Origin of the sequence: Streptomyces sp. SCPE 10 (genome assembly GCF_051980735.1) — a bacterium.
In the GTDB taxonomy this organism is placed as follows: domain Bacteria; phylum Actinomycetota; class Actinomycetes; order Streptomycetales; family Streptomycetaceae; genus Streptomyces; species Streptomyces misionensis.
Window position 1 is genome coordinate 3,386,792 of record NZ_CP197069.1, and the last position, 24,935, is coordinate 3,411,726.

The following is a 24,935-nucleotide window of genomic DNA, read 5'->3' on the forward strand; positions in this document are numbered from 1 at the left end:
CGGACGGCGGTTCGGCGGTGCGGCATCCTCGTACGCATGACGACCGCCACCCCGGCCCGGCTGCTGCGACTGCTCTCTCTCCTCCAGACGCCCCGCGAGTGGCCCGGCGGGGAGCTGGCGGAGCGGCTCGGGGTGTCCCGTCGTACCGTGCGGCGCGACATCGACCGGCTGCGGGAGCTGGGCTACCCGGTGGAGGCGTCCAAGGGCGCGGACGGCGGGTACCGGCTGGTGGCGGGCACGGCGATGCCGCCGCTGCTGCTGGACGACGAGGAGGCCGTCGCCATCGCGGTGGGGTTGCGGGCCGGTGCGGCGCACGCCGTGTCCGGGGTGGACGAGGCGTCGGTACGGGCCCTGGCCAAGCTGGAGCAGGTGCTGCCGGCCCGGCTGCGCCACCGGGTCGCCACGCTCCAGGCCGCGATCACCCCGCTGCCCGGCGAGGACGGCACGAGCATCGCGCCAAAGACGCTGACCGCGCTGGCCGGGGCGGTGACCGGCCGGGAGCGGCTGCGGTTCGCCTACCGCGACAAGGACGGCGGCGACTCCCGCCGGCTGACCGAGCCGTACCGGCTGATGTCGGCGGGCCGCCGCTGGTACCTGGTCGCCTACGACCTGGACCGCGCGGGCTGGCGGACGTTCCGGGTGGACCGGCTGAGCGAGCCGTTCGCCACCGGAGTGCGGTTCGCGGCACGGGAGTTCCCGGCCGGTGGCGCCGCCGAGTATCTGCGGCGGTCCATCCACGGGGGGCCGGAGACCTATGCGTTCGAGGTGCGGTTCGCCGCGTCGGCCGAGGAGGTCGCCGAGCGGGTCCGGGCGTGGCTGGGAACGCCCGTGGACGACGGCGGGGGCGGCTGTGTCCTGCGGGGCGACGCCGGCGGCCCGGCCGAGTGGCTGGCGGTCCGGCTGGCGCTTGCCGGGTACGAGTTCACGGTGCGGGCCCCGGAGGAACTGAAGGTGGCGGTCCGGGAGTTGGGCGGGCGGCTGAGCCGGGCGGGGCGCGGGGCGCCCGAGGACGGCCCGGCCGGGTCGCACGGCCCCGGCGCGGACGTCCGGGAGGAAAGCCACCGGCTGCCCCGGCACGAGCCGGGGGGCAGGCCCTAGCGTTCGCCGTTCCAGGCGAAGGCGTCCAGGGCCCTGAGGTTGCGCAGGGCCAGGGCGGCGGGGCCGTCCGGGCCGGCGGGCGGGGCCGCGGTGGCGGCCCAGGACTTCACGGCCACGCGGACGGCGCTGCCGGCCACCGCGGCGGCGAAGCGCAGATCGGGGGTGATCACCGGGAGGGGCGCTCCGCCCGGCACCGCCTCCTCGCCGACGGCCTCCCCTTCACCGGCAGCCGTCTCCTCGCCGGTGGCCGCTTCCCCGCCGGTTGCCGCCTCCTCCTCGGCAACCGTCTCCCGCACCGGCTCGGCCCACGCGGGGGAGGCCAGCCGTCGTGCCAGGATCTCCGCCAGCGCGTCCTCCGAGGTCTGACCCACCTCGGCCCAGACCCTGCGCAGGGCGGGGCTGGTGTCGGTCAGCCGGATCAGGGTGCGCACCCACTCCCAGGAGGCCGCGGAGACGCCCGCTCCGGGCTGGAGGGTGTGCTCGACGGCGTGTTCCAGGGCCTGCGGGACGGAGAGGCGGGCCGGGGCGGTGCGCACGGCCTCCGCCCAGCGCTGGGCACCGGCGGCGTACAGCGGCGCGACCGCCTCCTCCTTGGTGGCGAAGTAGCGGTAGAACGTGCGCGGTGCGATGCCCGCCTGGCGGGCGATGTCCTCGGCGCGGGTGGCCCGCAGGCCCTGGCGGACGAAGAGGGCGGCCGCCGCCCGCGCGATCTCCATCCGGGTCTCGGCCTTGCGGCGCTCGGTGAGGGAGAGGGACGGCGGGGTGGAGCCGGGGGTGGGGCGGGGGGTGGTGCTCATCTCGGCAGGCTATGACGGTGTGGCAGAAGCTGCCATCCGGCGGTTCACCCCGGGGTTCAGGTACGGGGTGGGCCGCCACCTGCCGTGCCCTCGGCCGCTCCGGCCCGCCCGACGCGCCGCTCCGCGCACTCCCGCGCCCCCTCGCACCGGGCCGCTCCCCCAGCGTCACACGGACCGGTCCGCTCTCGCAGCGGAAGCCCCCTGGGCGGGGCCTGGGCACGGTGTCCGTCTCCCCGCTCGATGGCGTGGAAGTGCCGTTACGAGCCGGCCGACCCGGTTCCCACCGCACCGCACCGCCCGGCACCGCCCCCGCCCGGCAGCGCCCCCGCACGGCAGCGGCGCGGACGCGCGCCGAGCACGAAAGGAGCCGGGCTCCGGCGCCCGGGGGGGGTGTGGGCGCCGGAGCCCGGCTCTGGGAAGTCCCAACGCCGGGGGGGATGTGCGTCGGGACGTGGCTCGCGTGGGGGTCGGCCGGGTGGTGCGTGGTGGTGCGGTTCGGGCGGTGCGTTCGTGCGAAAGGTGCCCTGCGTGGGGAGTGCGGCCGTTCGAGGGGCCCGCTTCCGGGCCCGGAAGGGTTGTTCCCTCGGGCCCGGGAGTTGAAGCGGCGGCCGGGCGCCGTGTTTGCGCCGTCTTTCGCCACCGGGCGTACGCCGCCTCGCCCACGGGCGCGGACCGGTGCGCGGTGCCGCCGTGGCCCGGGCGCTCGGGCGGGTCACGCCGCCGCGTCGAAGCCGGTGTCGCGGGCCAGCTTCTTCAGCTCCAGCAGGGCGTGCTTCTCGATCTGGCGGATGCGCTCGCGGGTCAGGCCGTGCTCCTTGCCGACCTCGGTCAGGGTGCGCTCGCGGCCGTCCTCGATGCCGTACCGCATCTTGATGATGGACGCGGTGCGCTGGTCCAGCCGGCCGATCAGGTCGTCCAGTTCCTCGCTGCGCAGCAGGGTCAGGACGGACTGCTCGGGGCTGACCGCCGAGGTGTCCTCCAGCAGGTCGCCGAACTGGGTCTCGCCCTCGTCGTCCACCGACATGTTCAGGGAGACCGGGTCGCGGGCCCAGTCGAGGACGTCGGTGACGCGCTCGGGCGTCGAGCCCAGCTCCGCGGCGATCTCCGCGGGCTCCGGGTCGCGGCCGTGCTCCCGGTTGAACTCGCGCTGCACCCGGCGGATGCGGCCCAGCTCCTCCACCAGGTGGACGGGGAGCCGGATGGTGCGCGACTGGTCGGCTATGGAGCGGGTGATCGCCTGGCGGATCCACCAGGTGGCGTACGTGGAGAACTTGAAGCCCTTGCGGTAGTCGAACTTCTCCACGGCGCGCACCAGGCCGGCGTTGCCCTCCTGGATCAGGTCGAGCAGGGGCAGGCCGCTGCGCGGGTAGCGCCGGGCGACGGCCACGACCAGGCGGAGGTTGGAGCGGATGAAGACGTCCTTGGCGCGCTCACCCGCGGCGACCAGAGCCTGGAGCTCCTCGCGGGTGGCGTCCGAGGCCGTCTCCTCGAACCCGTCGAGGACCTGCCGCGCGAACACACCCGCCTCGATGGTCTGGGACAGCTCGACCTCCTTTGCGGCGTCGAGCAGCGGCGTACGCGCGATCTCGTCGAGGTACATGCCGACCAGGTCGCGGTCCGCGATCTCGCCGCCATGAGCGCGAAGCCTGCTTGCCGAGTCGGCCGTCTCGCCGGAGGCGGACTGACGACGGGCGACGGCACGGGTTGCCATGCGTGCTCCCTTGCGATGGTGGGCTGGCGGGTGGTCCTGTTGAACGCTCGGCACTTCGGGGACCTGTCCTGGACTCTCCCCTGAGTGCCCTGCATCCGAAGGAAACAACGACTGGAATCCGGACAGAATTCCCAACCCGCCCACCAATTTTTCTGATCATGCAGTACCCTGTTCCGCCGCACGCGAGGGAAGGGGACGTCCGTGCCTACAGAGGTGCAGGTCAGGCCGGGAGTCGAGGGGGACCTCGACGCCCTCACGGAGATCTACAACCACTACGTCCGCACGACACCCGTCACGTTCGACACCGTGGCCCTCACTCCCGGGGAGCGCCGCCCCTGGCTGCTCTCCCACCCGGAAGACGGCCCGCACCGCCTGATGGTTGCCACGCAGGCCGCCCCCGACACCGGTGCCCCGCGGATACTCGGGTACGCCACCTCGGGACCGCACCGCGCGCGGCCCGCGTACGCGACCTCCGTGGAGACCTCGGTGTACGTCGCCCCCGACGCGGGCCGGCGCGGCGTCGGCACCCTGCTCTACGACGCCCTCTTCACGGCCCTGTCCGGCGAGGACCTGCACCGCGCCTACGCCGGGATCACCCAGCCGAACGAGGCCTCCGTGCGCCTGCACGCGCGCTTCGGCTTCCGGCCCATCGGCACCTTTTGCGAGGTGGGCCGCAAGTTCGGCCGCTACTGGGACGTGGCCTGGTACGAGAAGGAGCTGTAGCGGGCCCGGCCGGTGTCCGGCGAGGCCGGGCCGCAAGGCCCTAGCCGAACTGCACCGACCGCTTGGCCAGGCCCATCCAGAAGCCGTCGATCACCGACTCGTGGGCGTCCAGCCCGCCGCCCGCGTCCGCCGCGCCCATGGTGACGAAGAGCGGGGCGAAGTGCTCGGTGCGGGGGTGGGCGTAGCGGCCGGCCGGGGCCTTGGCGGAGAAGTCGAGGAGGGCGTCCCAGTCGCGGTCGGCCAGGGCGCGCCGGCCCCAGTCGTCGAACTCGGCGGACCAGGCGGGGACCCCTGGGCCGGTGTGGCGCAGGGCGGCGAGGTTGTGGGTGAAGAAGCCGGAGCCGACGATCAGCACGCCCTCGTCGCGCAGCGGGGCGAGCCTGCGGCCGATCTCCATCAGCCGCACCGGGTCGAGGGTGGGCATGGACACCTGGAGCACCGGGATGTCGGCGTCCGGGTACATCTCGACCAGGGGGACGTAGGCGCCGTGGTCCAGGCCCCGGTCCGGGACGTCCTGGACGGGGGTGCCGGGGGCGCGCAGCAGCCTGCGCACGGACTCGGCGAGCGCGGGTGCGCCGGGGGCGGGGTACCGGACCTGGTAGTAGTGCTCGGGGAAGCCCCAGAAGTCGTACACGAGCGGGACGGTCTCCACGGCGCCGAGGGCGAGCGGCGCCTCCTCCCAGTGGGCGGAGACGACGAGGATCGCCTTCGGGCGGGGCAGCGCCGCGGCCCAGTCGGCGAGCTGGCCGGGCCACACCGGGTCGTCGGCGAGCGGCGGTGCGCCGTGGCTGAGGTACAGGGCGGGCATGCGCTCCCGGCCGGCGGCGGGGGTGGCTGCGGACATGACGGCGGCTCCCGGTCGTTCCGACGGACCATCGTCCCGATGGGCCGGATGCTTCTGGATGCTTTAACTCTCAAGTTCCAGTGTCCACCGTAAGCGCCACTGCTTCAAGTTTCAAAAAGACCCTTCGTAAAGTAGATACATGAATACGGCACCGGACTCCGCCGACACGGAACACCGCTGGCTCACCGCCGAGGAACAGCGCGTCTGGCGCGCGTACCTGCACGCCACCACCCTGCTGGAGGACCACCTCGACCGGCAGTTGCAGCGTGACGCGGGCATGCCGCACGTCTACTACGGGCTCCTCGTCACCCTCGCCGAGGCGCCGCGACGCCGGCTGCGGATGACGGAGCTGGCGATGAAGGCGAAGATCACCCGCTCCCGGCTGTCGCACGCCGTCGCCCGGCTGGAGAAGAGCGGCTGGGTGCGCCGGGAGAACTGCCCCTCCGACAAGCGCGGCCAGCTGGCGGTGCTCACCGAGGAGGGCGCCGCGGTGCTCGGCCGTACCGCGCCGGGCCATGTCGCCGCCGTGCGCCAGGCCCTGTTCGACCGGCTCAGCCCGGAACAGCAGAAGGCCCTCGGCGAGATCATGGAGATCGTCGCCGAGGGCCTGCAGCCGGACGAGGCGGGCGCGGACCTGCCCTGGCTGCGCTAGCGCCTCTCGTTCGGATCGTGCCGGGCTCGCTGATCCGGCCTGATCCGAACGGAAGACCCCAGCCCCCGCTAGCCCCCGCTCCGCGCGGGGCCTTGGCTCACCGCCGTGTTCAGTGGGCCACCACCGGCACCGGCACCTCGTCCTCGGCGCCCCTGCCGGAGGCCACCGTGACGGAGCCCGGACGGCCGGCGTTGACGAAGGTGAAGGCGATCAGCGAGGCGACCCCGAGGATGCCGACGGCGAGGGCGATCGCCGAGGTGTAGCCGTGCACCATGCTCTGCAGCCCGAGCAGCTGCTGCTGCGGCTTGGTGACGGCACCGCCGACGTGGTCGTTGAAGTACGACGTCTTCGCGGACGCGGCGATGGTGTTCAGCAGGGCGGTGCCGATCGCGCCGCCCACCTGCTGCGAGGTGTTGACCATCGCGGAGGCGACACCGGCGTCCCGGGGCTCGACGCCCTGGGTGGCCAGGGACATGGCCGGCATGAAGGCCGTGCCCATGCCGAGGCCGAGCAGCACCATCGCGGGCAGCAGCAGGGTGACGTACGAGGAGCCGATCTCCAGCTGGGTCAGCAGCAGCATGCCGAGGCCGGCCACCAGGAAGCCGGGGCCCATCAGCAGCCGGGGCCGGACCCGGGTCATCAGCCGGGCGCCGATCTGGGTGGAGCCGGTGATCATGCCGGCCACCATCGGCAGGAACGCGAAGCCCGTCTTGACCGGCGTGTAGCCCTTCACGATCTGCAGGTAGTAGGTCAGGAAGAGGAACAGGCCGAACATGCCGATGATGGCGAGGCCGAGGGAAAGGTAGATGCCACCGCGGTTGCGGTCGCGGACCACGCGCAGCGGCAGCAGCGGGGCCTTGACCCGCGACTCGACCAGCACGAACGCCAGCAGCAGCACCACGGACGCGACGAACATGGACACGGTCACGGCGTCGCCCCAGCCGTCGGACTCGGCGCGCGTGAAGCCGTAGACCAGCGCGACCAGGCCGAGGGTGGACAGGAGCACGCCGGGGATGTCGAGCGGGGAGCGGTTGCGGCCGCCCTCCGGCTCCCGGATGACGAGGGTGGCGCCGAGCGCGGCGACGACGGCGAACGGCACGTTGACGAAGAACGTCCAGCGCCAGTCCAGGTACTCGGTGAGGAAACCGCCGAGGATCAGGCCGACGGCACCGCCGCCGCCCGCGATGGCGCCGTAGATGCCGAACGCCTTGGCGCGCTCCCGGGCGTCCGTGAACATCACGGCCAGCAGGGACAGCGCGGCTGGGGCCAGCAGCGCGCCGAAGACGCCCTGGAGGGCACGGGCGCCGAACATCATCGGGCCGGAGGTGGCCAGACCGCCGAGCGCGGAGGCGAGGGCGAAACCGACCAGACCGGTGAGGAAGGCTCGCCGGCGGCCCCACTTGTCGGCGATCCGGCCGCCGAAGAGCAGCAGCCCGCCGAAGGCGAGGGCGTAGGCCGTGACGACCCACTGCCGGTTGCCGTCGGATATGCCGAGGTCCTTCTGGGCCGACGGCAGGGCGATGTTCACGATGGTCGAGTCGAGGACGACCATCAGCTGGGCGAGCGCGATGAAGACGAGCGCCTTCCAGCGGTTGGCGTCACCGCTGCGCGCGGTGAGGCCGGGAGCCTTGACGGCTTCGGACATGGGGGTACCCACTTCGGGACTTCGAGACGACGGACTCAGGACGTCGTGACGGAAAAATGACGAGAAATCGACAGAGAACGAAAAGTGTCGGGACAGTGAACGGAAGTCGGGTCGCGCGGAGCTACGCGGTCGGGCAGGACCGACGCAGCTCCTCGACGGTGACGGCATGGCCCGGCAGGGCCGAGCGGGCGGGGGCCCGCAGGCCGTCGAGGAAGATCTGGAGGTGGCGGTGGACGAACCGGTCGCCGCGCAGGCAGTCCGTGCCGGCCGGGGGCCGGCTCAGCTGGGCGACGGCGACCAGCAGGTCGAAGGCGCCTACGTCGGGCCGGAGCTGACCGGCTGTCACCGCCCGGCCCATGACCTCCTCCACGAGGCTTTCGACACGCTCGCGGGAGGCCTCCAGGTCGGGGTGGTGGCGGTCGAAGGTGCTGGAGACCATCGGACACAGGGCACTGATCCGCTCGTCGGCGGCGGTGTGCACGAAGTGCTCCAGCGCGGTGAAGGCGTCCCCGGTCTCCGCCAGGGCGCGCTCGGCCGCCTCGGCCGTGCGGTCCATCACGGAGCAGACGACCTCGCGGACGAGGGCGTCGCGGTCGGGGAAGTTGCGGTACAGCGTGGCGTTGCCGACGCCGGCCCGGCGGGCGATCTCGTCCAGCGGCACATCGGGGCCGTGCTCGACGAACATCTCCCGGGCGGCGGTGACGATCCGCTCGCGGTTGCGCAGGGCGTCGGCACGGGGCCGGGTCACCTTGCGCGGCGCGCAGCGGGTCGCGGTCGTCACGGCGTACTCCTCGGATGTCGAAGTTCTTCGGGCCGGCCGATCCGGGGAAGGACTCCCCGCTTCGGGCGGACACCCTTCCAAACGGGGAAAGGGTCCCCACTTATTTCCCGCCCCCGGAAAGAAAGCGTGTGACCTGGAACACGCTCCCCCGTCCCGGGATTCACCCCGTCGCGTACCCCGCTTCCCACGATCGGTCCCGCCCTTCGCACGATCGGTCTCGCCCAGCGCGCGCCCGCCGGGTCACCGACACAGGGTGATCGCAAGGGCGCAGCCGGAGACCGGGGGCTGCCGTGGAGCGAAGGGGTCCATGCATGCAGCCGCAGCCGCAGTCGTCCCGCCGCATATCCGACCCGGACCCCGCCGGCATAGGCACGCGCCGCATACGCTCGCGCCGGACGGCCGCTCTCGCCGCGGTGACCGCGCTGACCCTCGCGATCAGCACCTCGGCCGGGACCGCCCGCCTCACGGCGCCCTCCGCCGCCGGGCCGATCGGCCTGGCCCGCTCCTCCGCCTTCTCGCCCTGCATGATCCACGGCGGCCAGGACGTGCAGATGTCCGAGGGCGTGCCCACCCGGCACGGCTACGCCCGCTCCACGGGCACGGTGCACGCCCTGACCCTGATGGTCGACTTCTCCGACGCCCCCGGGCCGGGCAGCGCGATGGACCGCTTCCACGAGTTCTTCCCGCGCACCCAGGACTGGTTCCGCACCTCTTCCTACGGCCGCCTGGACTACCGGGCCGAGACCCCGGTCACCGGCTGGCTGCGGATGCCGAAACCGTTCGCCTCGTACGGCATAGAGCGCGGTGCGCCCTTCGAACCGGGCTACCGGCAGCTGGTGCAGGACATCGTCGCCGCGGCCGATCCCAAGGTCGACTTCCGCTCGTACGACCTGCTCAACGTGCTGATCACCCCGAACGCCGGCCCGCCCGCGCTGGACACGGTGCTGTCGGTGACCTTCGCCGGGAACGGGGACGCCCCGGTGGCCGACGGGGTGCCGGTCTCCAACGCCTCCTTCATCTACTCCCGCCAGGACGACGGCTCCGGCTCCTTCCCGCGCACCGGCTTCCGGGTGCTGCCGCACGAGAACGGCCACACCTTCGGCCTGCCCGACCTGTACACCCAGGACGGCGGGGGCTCGGTCGGGCACTGGAGCATCATGAGCGAGGACTGGGGCGCCAACAACGACATGCTCGGCTGGGACAAGTGGAAGCTGGGCTGGCTGGACGGCACCCAGGTGGGGTGCGCCGCCCGGCCGGGCAGCGTCGAGTACTCCCTGACCCCGCTCTACCGGACGGGCGGCGGCAAACTGGTGATCGTTCCGGTGGACGGCCACACGGCCTACGCCCTGGAGGTGCGCGCCCAGGGCGGCAACGACGAGGTGGTCTGCTGTCCAGGCGTCCTCGTCTACAAGGTGGACGCCACGGTCGACACCGGGCGCGGCCCGGTCACCGTCTACGACTCGCACCGCGATACCGGCGGCTGCACCCGCAGCCCCAACGTCCAGGCCGAACTCTCCGACGCCCCCTTCACCCCCGGCGAGACCTTCAAGGATCCGCGCCACGGGATCGAGGTGCGGGTGACGGGCGTGGACGACGACGGCGACTACCGGGTCCGGGTCACCCGCACCTGACCCCGTCCGCCGCCCGGCGTGAGGTCACCCGGTGAGCGTGGCGGCCACGATCTCCTCGACCCGCTCCACGATGTCGGCGCGTCCGTCGAGGATCCACGAGATGTGCTGGGCGCCGAAGACCGCGGAGACGAGCACCCGGGCGAGCGCCTGCGGCGGGCGGGCGTCCCGGGTGTCCTCCAGCAGCCAGCGGGCCAGGATGTCGGTGTACTCGCGATAGGGCACCGGCAGCGCCGAGCCGATCTGCGAGTGCTCGATCTGGAGCCGGGCGCCCGCCTGGATGACCACGTCGTCCCGGAAGGCGACCGCGGTGCGCATCAGGAACTCCACGACCCGTTCCCGCGGCGGCAGGCCGAGGGCCTCGGTCGCCTCGGCCAGCTCCCGCAGCTTGGCGTAGAAGCCCTGCGAGACGGCCGCGGCCAGGTCCTCCTTGCCGGAGTAGTGGAAGTAGACCGCACCCTTGGTCATCCCCGCGTACTCGGCGATGTCCAGCACGGTCACATCGGGGAACCCGCCGTCGGCGAAGGCCCGCGCGGCGGCCTGGAGCACCAGCTCCCGGGTGCGCAGCGCCCGCTCCTGGCGCGGGCGGCCCCGCACGGCGGCGGCCGCGGTCCGTCGGGAACCGGCCACCGTGTCGTCCGTGCCCATCGCTGCCTCGCTTCCTGTGCGGGCGCAACCCGCGAAGAAATAAGAAGACCTTCTTGACGGTATTTTATCCGGGAACCGACTTCGGGACCATGACCGAAAAGCATCTGAAAAAATTCATGTGCGTAGGTATATTTCAGCGGGCGGTGCCGTCCGCGCCGCTCCACGTCTCTCCCCGGTCCAAGGAGTCGGTACGTGCACGCTCTCGCCCTGGCTGACCGAACCCCGAACACGACCCGGCGGCACGCCACGCTCCGCCCCGCCGAGGTCGCCCACGCCGCCACGGTGTCCGCCCGGTACGCCCGACAGGCCGATGAACGAGGCAGGTTGAACGCCGAGACGCTCGCCGCGCTGGACGTGGCCGGCTTCGCCCGGCACTTCTCACCCGGCCGCCCGGACGGCGCCCACGGCACCTTCACCGAGCTGTTCGACGCGGCCGTCGCCGTCGCCGAGGGCTGTCCCTCCGCCGCCTGGTGCGGCACCCTGTGGGCGGTCCACGCCCGCTACGCGGCCCGCCTCCCCGAGGAGGGCCGGGCCGAGATCTGGGCCCGCTCCTCCGGCACCAGGATCGCGGCGGCGATCCTGCCCCCGGCGGGCCGCGCCGAGCGCGCTGCGGGCGGCTGGCGGCTGACCGGCCGCTGGTCGATGGCGAGCGGCGCCGAGTGGTCCGACTGGCTGCTGCTGGCCGCCCCGGCCGGTGAACCCCGAGGCGACGTACGGGCCTTCGCCGTGCCCCGTACGGCCGTCACCGTGCACGACACCTGGGACGGCACCGGGCTCAGGGCCACCGGCAGCCACGCCGTCAGCGTGCGGGAGGTCCTGGTACCCGACCACCGCACGGCGCCGTTCGCCGCGCTGCTCGACGGCTCGCCGGAGCCGGGCCCCCGCTGCCACACCGTCCCGGCCCACCTGCCGGGCCCGCTGCTGTTCGCGGCACCGGCCCTCGGCGCCGCCCGGCATGCCCTCGCCGCCTTCACCGAGCGGATGCCCGCGGCCTCCCCGGTAGGCGGCGCCACGGCCGCGGCCGACGCGCTCGCCCGCTCCGCCACGGAGATCGACTCCGTCGCGCTGCTGTGGCGCCGGGCCATCGGCCGGGCGGACGCGGGTCCCACCGACGCGGCGGCCGTCGCCCGCAACCGCCGGGACGCCGCCTACGGGGTGGAGACGCTGGTCACCGCCGTCGACCGGCTGCTGCGGGCCGGGGGCGGCGCGGCCCGGGGCGGCACCGACCCGCTCCAGCGCTGCTGGCGGGACGTGCACACGGTCGCCGCGCACGGCGCCCTGCGCACCGTCACCGCCGCGCAGGCCTACGCGGCGGTGACGGTGGGATGAGCGGCGCCCGACCGGCCTATCTGGTCTTCAGCGACGTGGACGAGACGCTCATCACCGCCAAGAGCATGCTCGACTTCCTGGACCACTACTTCCCGCACCGCTACGGCCGCCGGGGCGCCCTGAAGGCCGCGCGGGTCCGCGCGGACCTGGCCGGTCTCCTGGCCCGGGGCGCCTGTCGGGCCGAGGCCAACCGCCGCTTCTACCGGGCCTGGCGGGGTGAACCGGCCGCGGCGGTGCACGCCCTGGCGGCCCGGTGGTTCGCCGCGCGCGCGGCCGGCCCCGGCTTCTTCGTCGAGCCGACGCTGGCCGCCCTGCGCGAGCACGTGCGGCGCGGCGCGGACGTGGTGCTGGTCTCCGGTTCCTTCCCGGCCGTGCTCACGCCGCTGGCCGAGCAGGTGGGCGCCCGCCGGGTGCTGTGCAGTACGCCCCGGGTGCACCGGGGCGTCTACACCGGAGCGCTCCTCGGCGCACCCATGATCGGCGAGGCCAAGCGCGGGGCCGTCCGCGCGCTCCTGGCCGAGCACCCGGACGTCCGCGCGGCCCACTGCTACGCCTACGGCGACCACGTCTCGGACCTGCCGATGCTGACGGAGGTGGGCCACCCGGTGCAGGTGGGCGACGACCCGGTGCTGCGCGCCCACCTGACCGCCGCCGCCTAGGGTGCCGGGGCCGGGGCCGGGTCCCGTCCCGTCAGCCGGGCGATGGCCGCGAGCGGGATGTGCAGCCAGTCGGGGCGGTTGCGGCGTTCGTAGGCCGTCTCGTAGACCGCCTTGTCCAGGGTGTAGGCGCGCAGCAGCGCCTCCTGGGCGTGCGGGTCGGTGCCCGAGGTGTCGGCGTAGCCCCGGCAGAAGGCTTCGCGGCTCGCCCGCGCCCAGTCGGGGGCGGCGCCGTGGGCGGCCGCGTAGTCGAACGAGCGCAGCATGCCGGCCACGTCGCGCAGCGGCGAGTGGCGTTCGGCCCGCAGGGACATCGCGCAGGACGGCTCGCCCTCGAAGTCGATCACCGTCCAGCGGGCGCCGGTGCACAGCAGCTGCCCGAGGTGCAGATCGCCGTGGACCCGCTGGACGGTCGGGCCGGGCGGCAGGTCCGCGAGGTCCGCGTAGGCGGCGCGCAGGTCCGCCGCGTACGGCGCCAGTTCGGGCACGTGCGCGAGGGCCTGCTCCAGCCGGGTGCGGAAGGCCTCGCCGAGCTCCGTGCGGTGCTCCTCGTCCATCGGGCGGGAGCCCAGCCGCGCGGCCAGGTCCCGGTGCACGGCGGCCACCGCCCCGCCCATGGCGTACGCCTGCTCCGCGAAGTCCCGGCCCTCGCGCACGGCGGCCAGGGCGCGCGTCCAGCCGTCGGCGGCGCCGGGCAGGAAGCCCTGGACCACGGCGAGCGTGACCGGGCCGTCGGACAGTTCGGTCTCGACCGCGCCGTACAGCGGTGCGGTGTGCGGGTTGCCGGCGGCCCGCAGGGCGCGGGTCAGCTCCAGCTCGGGGTTGGTGCCGGTGTGCAGCTGGCGGAAGACCTTCAGCACGTAGCGCTCGTCGGCGACCACCGAGGTGTTGCTCTGCTCCACGCCGAGCGGCCGGCAGCCGGCCACCCGGCCGGGCGGTGGCCAGGCGGCACAGCGCGGCTCGCTGCGGAAGGCGAGCCGGGGGTGCTCGCGTTCCCCGGCCACCAGGTGCAGCAGTTCCCGTACGAGCGTTCCGTCGCTCATGCCCTCGATGACGCTCTCGTCGTCCTGTACGGCGATGACGTGCCCGCCGTCCGGTGGCCGCGGCGCCGGGTGGACGGCGACGGGCACCTGGTAGAGCTGTCCGGGTCCGCCGTCGGCGTACTCCGCCTCCACCAGCAGGATCATGCCGTGCGAGGTGACCGCGCCGACCTCCACGACGCGGGCCGTGCGCAGCGGCCGGTCCTTGCCGGCGTACCAGCGCTGGCCGGGCAGCCAGCCGGTGAGCGCCCGTTCCAGCCGCGCGGTGTCGATCGGGGGTGCGTCCGCGAGAACGGTGTCGCTCACACCGGCCTCCGGTCCTCGTCGGGGCAGATGCAGAACCAGTAGAAGCCGTGTCCGCCGAGACTCAGCCGGTAGGGCGCGGACCCGATGACGGGGTAGCGGGCGCCGCCGCGCACCTCGACCGGGGTGATGCCCGCGTAGCCGCGCAGGTCGAGTTCGACGGGCTGCGGGTGGCGGGAGAGGTTGTTCACGCACAGCACCTGGGAGCGGGTGCCGTCGGGGGCCGTGTAGTGGCGGACGAACGCGAAGACGGCCGGGTTGTCGGCCTCGACCTCGGCGAACTCGCCGAGTCCGAAGGCGGCGTGCCGGCGGCGGCCGGCGAGCATCTCCCGGGTCCAGTGCAGCAGCGAGGAGGGCGCCTCCAGCTGGCTCTCGACGTTGATGGTCTGGTAGCCGTACACCGGGTCCATGACCGCGGGCAGGGTCAGCCGACCCGGGTCGGCCGTGGAGAACCCGGCGTTGCGGTCCGGGGTCCACTGCATCGGGGTGCGCACGCTGTCGCGGTCGCCGAGCCAGATGTTGTCGCCCATGCCGATCTCGTCGCCGTAGTAGAGGATCGGCGAGCCGGGCAGGGACAGCAGCAGGGCGGTGAACAGCTCCATCTGCTTGCGGTCGTTGTCGAGCAGCGGGGCGAGCCGGCGCCGGATGCCGATGTTGGCGCGCATCCGCGGGTCCTTGGCGTACTCCGCGTACATGTAGTCGCGCTCCTCGTCGGTGACCATCTCCAGGGTCAGCTCGTCGTGGTTGCGCAGGAAGATGCCCCACTGGCAGCCGGCGGGGATCTTGGGGGTGGAGGCGAGGATCTCCGAGACCGGGTAGCGCGAGCCCTGCCGCACCGCCATGAACAGGCGCGGCATCAGCGGGAAGTGGAAGGCCATGTGGCACTCGTCGCCGCCGCGCTCGTAGTCGCCGAAGTAGTCGACGACGTCCTCGGGCCACTGGTTGGCCTCCGCGAGCAGCACCCGGCCGGGGTACTCGGTGTCCACGAGGTGCCGGGCCCGCTTGAGGAAGGCGTGGGTGGCGGGCAGGTTCTCGCAGTTGGTGCCCTCCTGCGCGTACAGGTACGGCACCGCGTCCAGCCGGAAGCCGTCGACGCCGAGGTCCAGCCAGTGGCGCAGGTGGCCGAGCATCTCCTCCTGCACCCGCGGGTTCTCGTAGTTGAGGTCCGGCTGGTGGGAGAAGAAGCGGTGGAAGTAGTACTGGCCGCGCACCGGGTCGTACGCCCAGTTGGACGTCTCGGTGTCGACGAAGATGATCCGGGCGTCCGGGTAGCCCTTGTCGTCGTCGGCCCACATGTAGTAGTCGCCGTAGGGGCCTTCGGGGTCCTTGCGCGACTCCTGGAACCACGGGTGCTGGTCGCTGGTGTGGTTCATGACCATGTCGATGATGACGCGGATGCCGCGGGCGTGCGCCTCCTGGAGGAGTTCCCGGAAGTCCTCGACGGTGCCGAACTCCGGCAGCACCTCGCGGTAGCCGGAGACGTCGTAACCGCCGTCTTTGAGCGGGGACTTGAAGAAGGGCGGCAGCCACAGGCAGTCCACGCCGAGCCACTGGAGGTAGTCGAGCTTGGCCCGCAGGCCCCGCAGGTCGCCGACGCCGTCGCCGTCGCTGTCGTGGAAGGAGCGGACGAGCACCTCGTAGAAGACGGCCCGCTTGAACCAGTCGGGGGTGTGGTCGATGGTCACTTCCGGCTCCAGGTGAGGATGCGGGCGGGGGTCGAGAGGGGATCGGTGCCGACGGAGAACCGCCGGGTGAGGATGAGGCGTTCGCCGGTGACGGCGTCGGTGACCGGCCCGTCGGGGAGCCGCGGGCCCTCGGCGTCGAGGGTCACCGTGCCCTTCTCGGGGGCGTCCGGTGTCAGGCCGACCACGCACAGCACGGTGTCGCCGGTGGCCGGGTCGGTCTTGGAGTAGGCGATGAGGGCGTCGTTGTCCGTGGCGTGGAAGCGCAGGGTGCGCAGCTGCTGGAGCGCGGGGTGGGCGCGGCGCACGGAGTTGAGGAGGGTGAGCCAGGGCTCCAGGGAGCGGCCGGCGGCGCGGGCGGCGGCCCAGTCGCGGGGACGCAGCTCGTACTTCTCGGAGTGGGCGTACTCCTCGCAGTTCCCGGTGGCGCGCAGCGGCTCGCCCTCGTACAGCTCGTACCCCGCGTACACGCCCCAGGACGGTGACAGCGTCGCGGCGAGCGCGGCCCGCACGGCGAACGCGCCGGGCCCCCCGGTCTGGAGGTGCACGGGCAGGATGTCCGGGGTGTTCACGAAGAAGTTGGGGCGCAGGAAGTCGCCGTCGGCGACCAGTTCCTCAAGGTATTCGGTGAGTTCCCGCTTTGTCTCGCGCCAGGTGAAGTAGGTGTACGACTGGGCGAATCCGCGGCGGGCCAGGCCCTTGAGAACGGCCGGCCGGGTGAATGCCTCGGCGAGGAAGAAGACATCCGGGAATTCCCGGCCGATCTCGTCGATGAGACGGCTCCAGAATGCCACCGGTTTTGTGTGCGGATTGTCGACGCGGAAGATGCGCACACCGCGGTCGATCCACAGCCGTACGATGCGCAGGATTTCCGCGTAGAGGGATTCCGGGGCGTTGTCGAAGTCGAGGGGATAGATGTCCTGGTACTTCTTCGGCGGGTTCTCGGCATAGGCGATCGAACCGTCCGGGCGGTGGCTGAACCACTCGGGGTGCTCGGTCACCCAGGGGTGGTCGGGCGCGCACTGGAGCGCCAGGTCGAGCGCGACCTCCAGGCCGTGCGCGCGGGCCCGCTCGACGAAGTGGACGAAGTCCTCGACCGTGCCGAGGTCCGGGTGGACGGCGTCGTGGCCGCCGTCGGCGGAGCCGACCGCCCACGGTGAGCCGACGTCGCCGGGCGCGGCGGTCAGGGCGTTGTCGCGGCCCTTGCGGTGGACGGTGCCGATGGGGTGCACGGGCGGCAGGTAGACCACGTCGAACCCCATGGCGGCGATCCTGGGCAGTTCCCGGACGGCGGTGCGCAGGGTGCCGTGCACCGGAGTGCCGTCGGCGCGCCGGCCGCCGGTGGAGCGCGGGAAGAACTCGTACCAGCTGCCGTACCGGGCCCGCGGCCGGTCCACCCGCAGCCGCCGCACCGGCCCGTGCGTGACCAGTTCGCGCGGCGCGGCCTCGGCCATCGCCGCCTGGACGGAGCCGGACAGCGCGGCCTCGGCGCGCGCGGCGGGCGGGCGTCCGGCGCGGCGCAGTACGGCGGCGGCCGAGCGCAGCAGCCGGCCCCGGCCGGCCGGTGTCCCGGGCCGCTCGGCGCCGTCGCCCGCCGGACCCGCGGCGCGGTCCAGCAGACGGGCGCCCTCCTCCAGTTCGTTGTCCAGGCCGGTCAGGCCCGCGTCCAGCTTGGCGCGCAGCCCCGCGGTCCAGGTGGCCCACGGATCGCGCCATGCCACGACCTGGAAGGTCCAGGGGCCCGGCGCATCGGCCACCACGGTCGCCGCCCACCGGTCCAGTCCCGGGTCGGCGAGGCGCAGCGGTACGGTGCGCGGCGGTCCCGACGGGCCGCGCAGCACCACCTCCGCCCCGAGGGCCGCGTGTCCCTCGTGCCACACGGTGGCCCGCACCGACACCGGTTCGCCCGTCACGGCCTTGGCGGGGAACGCCCCGCCGCCGACCGCCGGCCGTACGTCCTCGATTGCTATTCGACCGTCCAACGCTTCCTCCAGATGTGCGTCGGCAACTGCGGAACGAAGCGTTGCCCGGCGGTAATTCGGCGGACAAGGATTTCTCCGGCAGCGCCCGCCGCAGAGGAAAGTTGGACGAGTCGCGGACCAGCCCCCACCAGGGTGTGCGGCTCGTCTACTGAGGCAAGTCCGCACAGTTGCCCGGCGCCGGTCCGGGAGCGTTGCCGGGCCACTCGGCGTACGGCTTCACTGATCGACGTCACGACACGTCAGACACACGGCAACCTTTTCCGAAGGAGAATTCCGTGTCCAAACGCATCCTCGTGGTGCTCTCCGAATACGGGTACTGGGGCGAGGAACTCGTCGGCCCGCTGGAGGCCTTCGACGCCCGCGGTTACCGCACCACCTTCATGACGCCCACCGGAAAGCGGGCGCACGCGCTGCCGCCGAGCCTGGACTCCGAGTACGTCGACCCGCCGCTCGGCCGTTCGGTCACCACCCGGGACATGGCCCGCAAGGCGCGTGCCGTGGACGACTCCGACCGGCTCGACAACCCGCTGAGCCTGGCCGACCTGATCCCGGAGCGGCCTTACGACAGCGCCCTCAACCACCTGCGGGAGCTGGAGGAGTACCACCGCCGGCTGGCCTCCGCCACCGACGAACTGGTCTCGGACTTCGACGCCCTGGTCATCGTCGGCGGCAGCGGTCCCATCGTGGACCTGGCCAACAACGAGCGGCTGCACGAGGTGGTGCTCGCCTTCGTCGCCGCCGACAAGCCGGTGCTGGCCGAGTGCTACGGCGTGGCGACCCTGGCCTTCGCCCGTGACTGGGAGTCCCGCCGCAGCCTGCTGTGGGGCAAGCACGTCACCGGCCACCCCAAGGAGTACGACTACAAGGACGGCACCGGCTTCCTCGGCGTCGAGTTCAACATGGGTCCGCCGCCGTACCCGCTGGAGTACATCCTGCGCGACGCCACCGGCCCGGACGGCGCCTTCCACGGCAACGTGGGCAAGGAGACCTCGGTGATCGTGGACTTCCCCTTCATCACCGCCCGGTCCACCCCGGACTCCTCGCTCTCCGGCGAACTCCTGGTCAAGGTCCTGGAGGAGGACCTGCGCCGCTACGGCTGGTAGCGCCCCCGGCGTCCGCGCCCGGCCGTATCCGCGCCCGGGGACGGGTCCCGCGGTGCTCCCGTCCCCGGACGCGACGTCCCTCCCCCCTGCACGAAGAACCCTCTCCCCTCCCCTTGCAGAGGAGCCTCCTCATGCCCGCAAGGCCAGGCAAGGCCGCCCTGTTCGAGCAGCTCGCGGCCGACGGCATCACCCATATGTTCGGCAACCCCGGCACGGTCGAACAGGGTTTCCTCGATCTCACGGACTCCAGTGCCACCGAGTACGTACTCACCCTGCACGAGGGCGTCGCGGTCGCCATGGCCGACGGCTACGCCCGCGCGGCGCAGCGCCCGGCCGTGGTCCAGCTGCACAGCGGGGTGGGTCTCGGCAACGGCATCGGACTGCTCTACCAGGCCAAGAGGGGCGGCTCCCCGCTGGTCACGCTGGTGGGCGAGGCCGGCGTGCGCTACGACGCGATGGACGCGCAGATGGCCGCCGACCTCGTCGCGATGGCGGAGCCGGTCACCAAGTACGCCACCCGTGTGGTGGACCCCGGCTCGGTGCTCCGGGTGCTGCGCCGGGCCGTGAAGATCGCCATGACCCCGCCGCGCGGACCGGTCCTGGTGGTGCTGCCGGCCGATGTGCTGGACCAGATCACCACCGAGGACGCGGTGCCCACGGTGGTGCCCTCCACCCGGACCGCGGCCGAACCGTCCGAGGTCGCGCGGGCCGCGCAGCTGCTGCGGGAGGGCGAACACCCGCTGATCCTGATGGGCGACGGCGTCGCCGCGTCCGCGGCGCAGCGCGAACTGACCGACGTGGCCGAGCTGCTGGGCGCCCCGGTGTGGGGGGTGAACCACTCCGAGGTGAACATGGACACCACGCACCCGCTGTACGCGGGCCAGCTGGGCCACATGTTCGGCGAGGACAGCGCGGCCGTCGTGCGGGACGCCGACAGCGTGCTGATCGTGGGCACGTACGTGTTCCCCGAGGTGTTCCCGCGGTTGGACAACCCCTTCCGCAAGGACGCCCGGATCGTGCACGTCGACCTGGACTCCTACGAGATCGCCAAGAACCATCCCGTCGACCTGGGCCTGGCGGCCGACCCGAAGCTCACGCTGGCGGCGCTCGCGGCCGAGCTGCGCGCCCGCGGCGCGGTGCCGGCGGCGGCCTCGCCGCGGCCGGTGCCGGCCGCGGCGCCGGACACGCCGATGGAGCACTTCGCCCGCGAACTGGCGCGGCAGGCCCCGGAGCACCTCGCCTACTTCGACGAGGCGCTGACCGCCTCGGGCCCGCTGGCGCGGCACCTGCCGCCCCGGGTGCCCGGCCGGTTCCTCCAGACCCGCGGCGGCTCGCTCGGCGTCGGCATCCCCGGCGCGCTGGGCATGAAGCTGGCCCGCCCCGACCTGAGGGTGATCGGCTTCACCGGCGACGGCGGCAGCATGTACACCATCCAGGCGCTGTGGACGGCGGCCCGCCACCACATCGGCGCGGGCTTCGTGATCTGCAACAACCGCCGCTACCGGCTCCTCGACCTGAACATCGAGCAGTACTGGCGCGAGCAGGGCCTCGAACCGCACGCCCATCCGGCGGCGTTCGACCTGTCCCGCCCCGACATCCGCTTCGCCGACCTGGCCCGCTCCCTCGGTGTCGAGGGCATGCGGGTGGAGCGGCCCGAGCAGGTCGAGTGCGCGGTGCGCCGCCTGCTCACCCACGACGGGCCGTTCCTGGTGGACCTGATCACCGAGTAGCTCTCCAGCCCTTTCGAGAAGAACCGGGACATCCCATGGGAACCGTCATACCCCTCAAGACCGGAAGGCTCTCCGGCAAGCGCATCGGCATCCTGCTGGAGTCCGGCTACGTCGAGGACGAACTCGCCTACTACCAGCGGCGCTTCGCCGAGGAGGGCGCCGAGGTGACCCTGCTCACCCGGTTGTGGGGGCAGCCCTCGCTCACCTTCGCCGGCCACGAGTACCAGGCGCCGCTGACCGTCGACGGCGACCTGGAGGAGCTGGACTACCACGAACTGCTCCACTTCGCCGCGCTGATCGTGCCCTCGGGCGGGGTCGCCGACCGGCTGCGCTACAGCGAGGACGTCGACGCCGTACCGCCCGCGCTGGAGCTGATGCGCCGCGCGTTCCGGCTGCCGTCGCTGGTGAAGGCGTTCTCCTGCCACGGTCTGCAACTGCTGTCGGCCGCACCCGAGTTGGTCCGGGGTCGTCCGGTCACCTGCCACAACAACATCGTCGCGGACGTCCGCAACATGGGCGGGGTCTACGTCAACCAGGACGTCGCCGTCGACCGCGATCTGATCACCACCCGCACGGTCGACCACTGCCACCTGCTGGCCCGGACCGTGATCGAGCGGCTGTCCCTGCCCAGCGACGTCATCGCCGCCTGAGGCCGGCGCCGGACCCCGCAGCAGACCCAGGAGGCCGCCATGCCCGCCGAAGTGCCCTTCTCCTTCTCCGACACCACCGCCGGCTATGTCACCGGGCGCCAGGGCGGACGTCGGTTCACCGTCAAGACCCTCGACGACCGCGAGGTCGCCGTCCACCTCACCGACACCACGTCCGCGCAGCTGCTGCGCAATCTGCAGGAGCCGTACCACGACGTCACCGGCCGCATCGACGAGCTGCTGGTGCCCGGCGCGTTCGTCTTCTCCTACGGTCCCGTCTACCCCGATCCGGACGGCCTGTACTTCCAGGCGGACAAGCTCGTCTTCACCGCCGAGACCCCCGCCGACCACCCCTACGAGGAGGCCGGCTGGTGGACCGAGCAGCTGCGCCGGCTCGCCCGGTTCTACCGCCGGTCCCAGTTCGGCGACGGGCCGGTCGACTTCGCCGACTACCGCACCGAGATCCGCGCCAGCGGCCACAAGACCGAGCAGCACATCCAGGAGACCGACACCATCTCCCGCCTCGTCTACGGCATGGCGAGCGCCTACGCGCTCACCGGCGACGAGGACTTCCTGGAGGTCGCCGAGCGCGGCTCGCAGTACCTGCACGACCACATGCTCTTCCGCGACGAGGCGGAGAACCTCGTGTACTGGTACCACGGCGTCGACGTCTCCGGGACCCGCGAACGCAAGCTGTTCGCCTCGGAGTTCGGCGACGACTACCGGGCGATCCCCGCCTACGAGCAGATCTACGCGCTGGTCGGGCTCGCCCAGACCTACCGGCTCACCGGCAACCCGGTGATCCGCCGGGACATGGAGGACACCGTCGCCCTGTTCGAACGGTTCTTCAGGGACCGGCGGCTGGGCGGCTACTACTCGCACATCGACCCGGTGTCGCTCAGCCCGCACGACGACGCCCTGGGCCCCAACCACTCCCGCAAGAACTGGAACTCGGTCGGCGACCACGCGCCCGCCTACCTGATCAACCTCTACCTGGCGACCGGCGACGAGCGCTTCCGGCGGATGCTGGAGCACACCTTCGACATGATCGTCACGTATATGCCGGACCGCACGCCCGGCGGCAGCCCCTTCGTCAACGAGCGCTTCCACGCGGACTGGACACCCGACCACACCTGGGGCTGGCAGCAGAACCGGGCGGTCGTCGGGCACAACCTGAAGATCGCCTGGAACCTGACCCGGATGGCGGGCACCCTGCCCAAGCGGGAGTACCGGCAGCTGGCCGACCGACTGGCCCGCACCATGCCCGCGGTGGGCCGCGACGGACAGCGCGGCGGCTGGTACGACGTGCTCCAGCGGGAGGCGGAGAACGGCCGGCACGCCTTCGTCTGGCACGACCGCAAGACCTGGTGGCAGCAGGAGCAGGCGATCCTCGCCTACCTGATCCTCGCCGGGCACACCGGCGACGAGGAGTTCCTGCGGCACGCCCGGGAGGCCTCCGCCTTCTACAACGCCTTCTTCCTCGACCACGACGAGGGCGGGGTGCACTTCACGGTGCTGGCGCAGGGACTGCCGTTCGCGGTCGGCAACGAGCGGCTCAAGGGCAGCCACGCGATGGCCATGTACCACAAGGCCGAGCTGTGCTACCTCGCCGAGGTCTACCTGCGGCTGCTGATCCACCGCGAGCCGCTGGACCTGTGGTTCGCGCCGCGCCCGGACGCCGACTTCGACGGCGGGCTGCTGCGGGTCGCGCCGGACATCCTGCCGCCCGGCCGGGTCGTCCTGGACCACGTCACCGTGGACGGCGCGCCCCACGCCGACTTCGACGCGGAGGCGATGACCGTCCGGCTGCCGAGGAGCGAGCACCGGCTCCGGGTGAAGGCCCGGCTGACGCCCGTGGAGCGGACGTGACCGGGACGCAGATGACGGCCACCGGCCCGACCGGCGCGGACCCGGCGGCGGGCGTGCACCCGGCCGCGCCGCGGCTGTCGGTGCTGCCCGGTGATCCGCTGCGCTTCGGCGCACGGGTCACCGGGCGCGGGGTCACCTTCACCGTGTACGGCGCGGAGGCCGACCTTATGTGGCTGGTGCTGCTGGACGCGGGCACGGGCACGCCGCTTGCCGAGGTGCCGTTCCCGGAGGCGTTCAGGTGCGGGCGCGTGTTCACCATGACCGTCGCCGGCCTGGACCCGGCCGCCGTGCACTACGCCTACCGCGCGGAGTCCGCGGCCGGCGGGCTGCCCGCGGGCTGGGCGAAGGGCCCGCTGCTGCTCGACCCGTACGCGGTCTCCCTGGCCGGCGGCGAGACATGGGGGCGGCGCCCGGCGTACCGGTGCCGGATCGCCGCGGACGACGGCTTCGACTGGCAGGGCGTGACCCGGCCGCGCATCCCGCGCGAGGAACTGGTCGTCTACGAGCTGCACGTGCGCGGCTTCACCCGGCACCCCTCCTCGCGGGTCGCGCACCCGGGCACGTACGCGGGCCTGACCGAGAAGATCCCCTATCTGCGGGAGCTGGGCGTCAACTGCGTCGAGCTGATGCCGGTGTTCGAGTTCGACGACACCGACAACCCGTTCAGCGACCCCGCCACGGGCCGCCCGCTGCCGAACTACTGGGGCTACCACCCGGTGTCGTTCTTCGCGCCGAAGGCCGCCTACGCCGCCGACCCGTACGGGGACGGCCCGGCACGGGAGCTGAAGACGCTGGTGCGGGAGCTGCACCGGGCGGGCATCGAGGTGATCCTCGACGTGGTCTACAACCACACCGGCGAGGGCGGCCGGCAGGGGCCCGTGCTGGGCTGGCGCGGCCTGGACGAGGACGCCGCGTACGTGCGCGCCGCCGACGGCGCCTACGCCAACCTGACCGGGACCGGCAACACGGTCAACGCCAACCATCCGCGCACCCGCCGGATGATCCTGGACAGCCTGCGGCACTGGGCGAGCGAGTACCGCGTGGACGGCTTCCGCTTCGACATGGCCCCGATCCTGGCGCGCGGCCCGGGCGGCGCCCCGCTGGACGTGCCGCCGCTGCTGGAGGCGATCGCCGCCGATCCGGTGCTGGCCGACCGGAAGCTGATCGCCGAGCCGTTCGACGCGGCCGGGCTGGACCTGCTGGGCCGCTTCCCGCGCTGGGGCCGCTGGATGGAGTGGAACACCCGCTTCCAGCACACGGTGCGGCGCGCCCTGGCCGGACGCCCCGAGGCCGTCGGCGACCTGGCGGAACGGCTGGCCGGCTCACCCGACCTGTACGCCGGGTACGGCACGGCCGCGAGCGTCAACCTCGTGGCCTGCCACGACGGCCTGCCGCTGGCCGACTGGACGACCTACGAGCGGCGGCGCAACGAGGCCAACGGGCAGGGCAACACCGACGGCCCGCCCGACGACTCCGCGTTCAACGCCGGGCACGAGGGCCCCACCGACGACCCGGCCGTGCGCGCGCTGCGGGACCGGCTGGTGCGCGGGGCGCTGCTGCTGCTCCTCACCGCGCAGGGGGTGCCCATGCTGCTCGCGGGCGACGAGTGCGGACGCACCCAGCGTGGCAACAACAACGCCTACTGCCAGGACAACGAGGTCAGCTGGCTCGACTGGGCGGCCGCCGCGCGGCACACCGGCCTGACCGGTCTCGTACGGGCGGCGCTGGCCTTCCGCCGCGCGCACCCGGCGCTGACCCGGCCGGACCATCCGCGCCGCCGCTTCGCCACCGCCCACGACGGAGTGGTCGTCCACCTCGCCCACGCGCCCGGCGACCACGTCCTGGTCGCCGTCAACTGCCGTGCCCAGGACGGCGAAGCGGAACTACCGGAGGCCCCCGTGGGCACCCGGTGGCAGCTGTTCGCCGACACCGGGCTGCCTCCGGGGCAGGAGCTCGCCCCCGCTCCCGGCCCCGTCGGGGACCGGCTGCCGCTGGCCGCGCACGCGGTCGCCGTACTCGCGGCCCGGCCCCTCTCCTCTCGGACCGATCTCACGGAAAGGTACTGAC

20 protein-coding genes are annotated in these 24,935 nt (G+C 73.0%); 11 read left to right on the forward strand and 9 right to left on the reverse strand.

Going from position 1 to position 24,935, the window contains the following annotated elements:
* The first annotated feature begins 36 nt into the window (after positions 1–36).
* A complete protein-coding gene (locus ACSP97_RS15775; protein WP_440557985.1) occupies positions 37–1,098 on the forward strand; it encodes a helix-turn-helix transcriptional regulator in 1,062 nt (353 codons plus the stop codon).
* Here ACSP97_RS15775 and ACSP97_RS15780 read toward each other — a convergent pair.
* Positions 1,095–1,895, reverse strand: coding sequence for a TetR/AcrR family transcriptional regulator (locus ACSP97_RS15780; protein ID WP_440557987.1), 801 nt, complete (start codon positions 1,893–1,895; stop codon positions 1,095–1,097). The two genes, ACSP97_RS15775 and ACSP97_RS15780, sit on opposite strands and share 4 nt — an antisense overlap.
* A gap of 712 nt (positions 1,896–2,607) precedes the next feature.
* On the reverse strand, positions 2,608–3,606 hold the full coding sequence (locus ACSP97_RS15785) for a sigma-70 family RNA polymerase sigma factor (protein WP_146467373.1): 999 nt from the start codon (positions 3,604–3,606) through the stop codon (positions 2,608–2,610).
* A 201-nt stretch (positions 3,607–3,807) separates the two neighbouring features.
* Between ACSP97_RS15785 and ACSP97_RS15790 the strand changes: the two genes are divergently transcribed.
* Entirely contained in the window at positions 3,808–4,329 is a 522-nt protein-coding gene (locus ACSP97_RS15790) for a GNAT family N-acetyltransferase (protein WP_355321910.1), read from the forward strand.
* Positions 4,330–4,369: 40 nt separating this feature from the next.
* On the opposite strand, the gene ACSP97_RS15795 is transcribed toward ACSP97_RS15790, so the two are convergent.
* Complete coding sequence (locus tag ACSP97_RS15795) at positions 4,370–5,173, reverse strand: dioxygenase family protein (RefSeq protein ID WP_355147871.1); 804 nt, start codon at positions 5,171–5,173, stop codon at positions 4,370–4,372.
* A 139-nt stretch (positions 5,174–5,312) separates the two neighbouring features.
* Between ACSP97_RS15795 and ACSP97_RS15800 the strand changes: the two genes are divergently transcribed.
* On the forward strand, positions 5,313–5,825 hold the full coding sequence (locus ACSP97_RS15800; protein WP_355147873.1) for a MarR family winged helix-turn-helix transcriptional regulator: 513 nt from the start codon (positions 5,313–5,315) through the stop codon (positions 5,823–5,825).
* Between the two features lie 109 nt (positions 5,826–5,934).
* Here ACSP97_RS15800 and ACSP97_RS15805 read toward each other — a convergent pair whose 3' ends face one another.
* On the reverse strand, positions 5,935–7,470 hold the full coding sequence (locus ACSP97_RS15805; RefSeq protein WP_355147875.1) for an MFS transporter: 1,536 nt from the start codon (positions 7,468–7,470) through the stop codon (positions 5,935–5,937).
* Between the two features lie 121 nt (positions 7,471–7,591).
* Positions 7,592–8,251, reverse strand: coding sequence for a TetR/AcrR family transcriptional regulator (locus ACSP97_RS15810; protein WP_355147877.1), 660 nt, complete (start codon positions 8,249–8,251; stop codon positions 7,592–7,594).
* 311 nt (positions 8,252–8,562) lie between these two features.
* On the opposite strand from ACSP97_RS15810, the gene ACSP97_RS15815 reads away from it, so the two are divergent.
* Positions 8,563–9,882 carry a M6 family metalloprotease domain-containing protein gene (locus tag ACSP97_RS15815; protein ID WP_440557991.1) on the forward strand — a complete coding sequence of 440 codons (1,320 nt, stop codon included), beginning with the start codon at positions 8,563–8,565 and terminating at the stop codon, positions 9,880–9,882.
* Between the two features lie 24 nt (positions 9,883–9,906).
* Here the strand turns inward: ACSP97_RS15815 and ACSP97_RS15820 are convergent, their stop codons facing one another.
* On the reverse strand, positions 9,907–10,527 hold the full coding sequence (locus ACSP97_RS15820; RefSeq protein WP_358673105.1) for a ScbR family autoregulator-binding transcription factor: 621 nt from the start codon (positions 10,525–10,527) through the stop codon (positions 9,907–9,909).
* A 192-nt stretch (positions 10,528–10,719) separates the two neighbouring features.
* Between ACSP97_RS15820 and ACSP97_RS15825 the strand changes: the two genes are divergently transcribed.
* The gene (locus tag ACSP97_RS15825; protein ID WP_440557993.1) at positions 10,720–11,856 is read left to right on the forward strand and encodes a hypothetical protein; all 1,137 of its coding nucleotides are present in this window, start codon (positions 10,720–10,722) and stop codon (positions 11,854–11,856) included.
* The gene (locus ACSP97_RS15830; RefSeq protein WP_358276336.1) at positions 11,853–12,515 is read left to right on the forward strand and encodes an HAD-IB family hydrolase; all 663 of its coding nucleotides are present in this window, start codon (positions 11,853–11,855) and stop codon (positions 12,513–12,515) included. Before ACSP97_RS15825 ends, ACSP97_RS15830 begins: the two co-directional genes overlap by 4 nt.
* Here ACSP97_RS15830 and ACSP97_RS15835 read toward each other — a convergent pair.
* From ACSP97_RS15835 to ACSP97_RS15845, 3 genes are read right to left on the reverse strand one after another with little or no spacing between them, the layout of a single operon-like run.
* Positions 12,512–13,858: a maltokinase N-terminal cap-like domain-containing protein gene (locus tag ACSP97_RS15835; RefSeq protein WP_440557995.1), complete on the reverse strand. Its 1,347-nt coding sequence runs from the start codon at positions 13,856–13,858 to the stop codon at positions 12,512–12,514. The two genes, ACSP97_RS15830 and ACSP97_RS15835, sit on opposite strands and share 4 nt — an antisense overlap.
* On the reverse strand, positions 13,855–15,540 hold the full coding sequence (gene treS / locus ACSP97_RS15840; protein WP_382014811.1) for a maltose alpha-D-glucosyltransferase: 1,686 nt from the start codon (positions 15,538–15,540) through the stop codon (positions 13,855–13,857). Before treS ends, ACSP97_RS15835 begins: the two co-directional genes overlap by 4 nt.
* A complete protein-coding gene (locus ACSP97_RS15845) occupies positions 15,537–17,519 on the reverse strand; it encodes an alpha-1,4-glucan--maltose-1-phosphate maltosyltransferase (RefSeq protein WP_355321900.1) in 1,983 nt (660 codons plus the stop codon). The genes treS and ACSP97_RS15845 overlap by 4 nt, the downstream gene beginning before the upstream one ends.
* Before the next feature lie 275 nt (positions 17,520–17,794).
* Here ACSP97_RS15845 and ACSP97_RS15850 point away from each other — a divergent pair, with 275 nt between their 5' ends.
* The 5 genes from ACSP97_RS15850 (at position 17,795) to ACSP97_RS15870 (ending at position 24,934) form a co-directional block, all read left to right on the forward strand.
* The gene (locus tag ACSP97_RS15850) at positions 17,795–18,622 is read left to right on the forward strand and encodes a type 1 glutamine amidotransferase domain-containing protein (RefSeq protein WP_070023780.1); all 828 of its coding nucleotides are present in this window, start codon (positions 17,795–17,797) and stop codon (positions 18,620–18,622) included.
* A gap of 131 nt (positions 18,623–18,753) precedes the next feature.
* Positions 18,754–20,352: a thiamine pyrophosphate-binding protein gene (locus ACSP97_RS15855; RefSeq protein ID WP_382075544.1), complete on the forward strand. Its 1,599-nt coding sequence runs from the start codon at positions 18,754–18,756 to the stop codon at positions 20,350–20,352.
* A gap of 35 nt (positions 20,353–20,387) precedes the next feature.
* Entirely contained in the window at positions 20,388–21,002 is a 615-nt protein-coding gene (locus tag ACSP97_RS15860) for a DJ-1/PfpI family protein (RefSeq protein ID WP_355147893.1), read from the forward strand.
* Positions 21,003–21,041: 39 nt separating this feature from the next.
* Entirely contained in the window at positions 21,042–22,868 is a 1,827-nt protein-coding gene (locus ACSP97_RS15865; protein WP_355321896.1) for an AGE family epimerase/isomerase, read from the forward strand.
* Positions 22,865–24,934, forward strand: coding sequence for a glycogen debranching protein (locus ACSP97_RS15870; RefSeq protein WP_440557999.1), 2,070 nt, complete (start codon positions 22,865–22,867; stop codon positions 24,932–24,934). Before ACSP97_RS15865 ends, ACSP97_RS15870 begins: the two co-directional genes overlap by 4 nt.
* The last annotated feature ends 1 nt before the right edge of the window (position 24,935 follow it).